Source organism: Rhizobacter sp. (assembly GCF_035702065.1).
Classification (GTDB): Bacteria; Pseudomonadota; Gammaproteobacteria; order Burkholderiales; family Burkholderiaceae_C; genus Rhizobacter.
In genome coordinates, this window is record NZ_DASSRA010000108.1 from 1 (window position 1) to 3785 (window position 3785).

The 3785-nt window shown below is 68.8% G+C and carries 4 protein-coding genes; all 4 read left to right on the plus strand.

The window, feature by feature from the left end; all coding sequences use genetic code 11:
* The first annotated feature begins 165 nt into the window (after positions 1–165).
* Positions 166–1542, plus strand: a complete 1377-nt coding sequence (locus tag VFL64_RS04820) for a flavin-containing monooxygenase (RefSeq protein ID WP_489539248.1) — start codon at positions 166–168, stop codon at positions 1540–1542.
* Positions 1539–2468 (plus strand): bile acid:sodium symporter family protein, encoded by a 930-nt coding sequence (locus tag VFL64_RS04825; RefSeq protein WP_489539249.1) that lies wholly within the window; start codon positions 1539–1541, stop codon positions 2466–2468. Before VFL64_RS04820 ends, VFL64_RS04825 begins: the two co-directional genes overlap by 4 nt.
* 3 nt (positions 2469–2471) lie before the next feature.
* Positions 2472–3437 (plus strand): SDR family oxidoreductase, encoded by a 966-nt coding sequence (locus tag VFL64_RS04830; protein ID WP_489539250.1) that lies wholly within the window; start codon positions 2472–2474, stop codon positions 3435–3437.
* Positions 3438–3448: 11 nt separating this feature from the next.
* Positions 3449–3785, plus strand: a 337-nt coding sequence (locus VFL64_RS04835) for an EamA family transporter (protein ID WP_489539251.1), incomplete at its 3' end; no start/stop codon positions are given.

Genomic DNA, 3785 nt, shown 5'->3' on the forward strand with positions numbered 1-3785 from the left:
CTGGGTGGCACGCGCGCTGGGCCTGCTGCCCGCCGCGTGGCACGACCGCCTGCTGCTCGCGCAGCCGCGCAAGCCGCGCGCCGGCGAGCTGGGTGCCACGCCCATCCCCGGCCTCAGCGTGAACGCCGACGCACAACGACAACACACCGAGACAGACCCACGCCCATGAGCGCCCTCCCCATCACACCCCCCGCACCCCTCGCCCCCGCCGCCTCGCCCACCGAGCACCAGGTCGCCCTCATCGGCGCCGGCCCCTCGGGCCTGGCCGCCGCGCGCAACCTGCAGAAGGAAGGCATCGCCTTCCAGGGCTTCGAGGCCTATGCCGACGTGGGCGGGCTGTGGAACATCGCCAACCCGCGCAGCACGGTCTACGAGTCGGCGCACCTCATCTCCAGCAAGCGCACCACCGAGTTCGCCGAGTTCCCGATGGACGACAAGGTGGCCGACTACCCCAGCCACCGCGAGCTGTGCCGCTACTTCGCGCGCTTTGCCGACCACTTCAAGCTGCGCGAGCACTTCCACTTCAACGCGCGCGTGCTGCGCGTGGTGCCGCTGGCCGACAGCGGCAGCCCGCTGTGGCGCGTGGAGTGGCTCGACGCCGGCAAGCAGCTGCACGCCGCCAACTTCAAGGGCGTGGTCATCGCCAACGGCACGCTGGCCGAGCCCAGCATGCCCACCTTCAAGGGCCACTTCGCGGGCGAGCTCAAGCACACCAGCGAATACAAGTCAGCCGAGCTGTTCAAGAACAAGCGCGTGCTGATCGTGGGCGCCGGCAACTCCGGCTGCGACATCGCGGTCGATGCCGTGCACTACGCGCAAAGCGTCGACATCTCGGTGCGCCGCGGCTACTACTTCGTGCCCAAGTACATCTTCGGCAAGCCGGCCGACACGCTGGGCGGCAAGCGCCCGCTGCCCGCCTGGCTCAAGCAGAAGGTCGACAGCACCGTGCTCAAGTGGTTCACCGGCGACCCGGTGCGCTTCGGCTTTCCCAAGCCCGACTACAAGATGTACGAGTCGCACCCGGTGGTCAACTCGCTCATCCTCCACCACATCGGCCACGGCGACATCTCGGTCAAGGCCGACATCGAGCGCTTCGACGGCCACACCGTGCACTTCAAGGACGGCACCCACCAGGACTACGACCTCGTGCTCGCCGCCACCGGCTACAAGCTGCACTACCCCTTCATCGACGCCTCGCTGCTCAACTGGCAGGGCATGGCGCCGCAGCTCTACCTCAACATCTTCGCGCCGCGCTTCGACAACCTCGCCGTGGTGGGCATGATCGAAGCCAGCGGCATCGGCTGGCAAGGCCGCTACGAGCAGGGCGAGCTGGTCGCGCGCGTGTTCAAGGCCGCCGGCACCGCGCGCGGCCAGGCCTTCGCGGCCGCCAAGGCCGGCCCGCCGCCCGACCTGAGCGGTGGCTACAAGTACTTGAAGCTCGAACGCATGGCCTACTACGTGCACAAGGACAGCTACCGCGCCGCAGTGCGCGCCGCCAGTGCCGCACTTGGGCCCGGAGCCAAAGCAGGAGCCGCCGCATGATGCCCCCCGTCGACGAGATCCGGCTGCACTTCAACCCGGCCTCGCTGGTGCTGCTGAACGTGGTGCTGGCCTTCCTGATGTTCGGCATTGCGCTGGACACCCGTGTCGACGACTTCAAGCGCGTGCTCAAGCTGCCCGTGGCCATGGCCGCCGGCATTGCCGCGCAGTTTTTGCTGCTGCCGGCCATCACCTTCGGCCTCACGCTGCTGCTCAAGCCGGCGCCCAGCATCGCGCTCGGCATGATCCTCGTGGCCTGCTGCCCGCCGGGCAACATCAGCAACATCCTCACCCACCGCGCGGGCGGCAACGTGGCGCTCTCGGTGTCGATGACGGCCATCTCCAACGCGCTCGCCATCGTGCTGATGCCGCTCAACCTGGCCTTCTGGGGCTCGCTGCACCCCACCGCCGCGCCGCTGCTCAAGGCCATCGCGCTCGACCCGCTGGAGATGGGCCTGCACATCGTCATCATCATCGGCGCGCCCTTCGTGCTGGGCATCCTGTGCGCGCGCCAGCTGCCGCGCCTGACGGACCGCATCAAGAAGCCGGCGCGCATCTTGAGCTTCCTGTGCCTGGTGGGCTTCATCGTCGGCGCCATCGTGGGCAACTGGCGCTACTTCGTCGACTACCTGGGCCTGGTGCTGCTGGCCGTGATCGTTCACGACACGCTGGCCTACGGCCTGGGCTACGCCACCGCCACCGCGGCCGGGCTGAAGGAATACGACCGCCGTGCCGTCTCCATCGAAGTCGGCGTGCGCAACTCGGGCCTCGGCCTCGTGCTCATCTTCAGCTTCTTCGGCGGACTGGGCGGCATGGCCGTGCTGGCCGGCGCCTGGGGCTTCATGGACATCGTGATCGGCCTGCTGCTCGCGGGCTGGTGGGCGCGGCGCCCCGCGGCGGCACCCGCCGTGCTGGCAGAAGGAAAGTAAGTGATGAAGCGGGTTCTGATCACCGGGGCCGATGGCTTTCTCGGGCGCAGCCTCGTGGCCGCCCTGGCCCAGTCGGGTGAATGCGCCGTGCTGGTGGCGCAAGACGTGCGCGAGGTGCCGCCCGCGCGGCGCCTGCCCGGCGTGGTTTATGAGCAGCAGGACGTGCGCGACGAGCGCATCGTCGAGTCGCTGCGCCGCCACCAGATCGGCACCGTCATCCACCTCGCCTCCATCGTCACGCCGCCGCGCGGCACCACGCGCGAGTTCGAGTACTCGGTCGACGTGCTGGGCACCAAGAACCTGCTGCAGGCCTGCGTCAACGCCCATGTTGAGCACATCATCGTCAGCTCCAGCGGTGCAGCCTACGGCTACCAGGCCGACAACCCCCCGTGGCTGAAGGAGACCGACCTGCTGCGCGGCAACGAGGTCTTCGCCTACTCGTACCACAAGCGCCTGGTGGAAGAGTCGCTCGCGCTCTACCGCACCCTGCATCCGCAGCTTCGGCAGACGGTGTTCCGCATCGGCACCATCCTCGGCGAGTCGGTCGACAACCAGATCACCGCGCTCTTCGAGAAGCGCCGCCTGATCGGCATCCGCGGCAGCGACAGCCCCTTTGTCTTCATCTGGGACGAAGACGTGACGGGCGCCATGCTGCACGCGCTGCGCAGCGGCCTGCCCGGCATCTACAACGTGGCCGGCGACGGCGCACTCACCATCCACGAGATCGCGGCCCTGCTCGGCAAGAAGGTGCAGTCCTTCCCCGCGCCGCTGCTCAAGGCCGCGCTTCGCGTGGGCCACAAGCTCGGCATCAGCCGCTACGGCCCCGAGCAGCTCGACTTCCTGCGCTATCGACCCGTGCTGGCCAACACCCGACTCAAAGACGAGCTGGGCTACCAGCCCCGCAAGACCAGCCGTGAGGCCTTCCTGAGCTTCGTGGCCGCGCGCGCCGCGGCCGGGCGGCCGTTGTGAGTGGCGGCGCGCTGACGCGCGGGGATGCCGTCCGGCTCCTCGCGGTGATCGTCATCTGGGGCCTCAACTTCGTCGTGATGAAGGCGGGATTGGTCGGCCTCTCGCCCTTCGTGATGGGCGGCCTGCGCTTCTGCGTGGCCGCGCTGCCCTTGCTGCTGCTCATCAAGCCGCCCAAGCTGCCGTGGCGTTACCTGCTCGCCTACGGCCTGGCGCAGGGCCTGGGCCAGTTCGGCCTGCTCTTCATGGGCCTGCAACTCGGCATGACGGCCGGCATGGCCTCGGTGGTGATGCAGACGCAGGCCTTCTTCACCCTGCTGCTGGGCATGCCCATCCTGCGCGAGCGCACGC

Coding starts and splice junctions, on each gene's coding strand:
- VFL64_RS04820 (WP_489539248.1), top strand. CDS start 166: ATGAGCGCCCTCCCCATCACACCCCCCGCACCCCTCGCCCCCGCCGCC.
- VFL64_RS04825 (WP_489539249.1), top strand. CDS start 1,539: ATGATGCCCCCCGTCGACGAGATCCGGCTGCACTTCAACCCGGCCTCG.
- VFL64_RS04830 (WP_489539250.1), top strand. CDS start 2,472: ATGAAGCGGGTTCTGATCACCGGGGCCGATGGCTTTCTCGGGCGCAGC.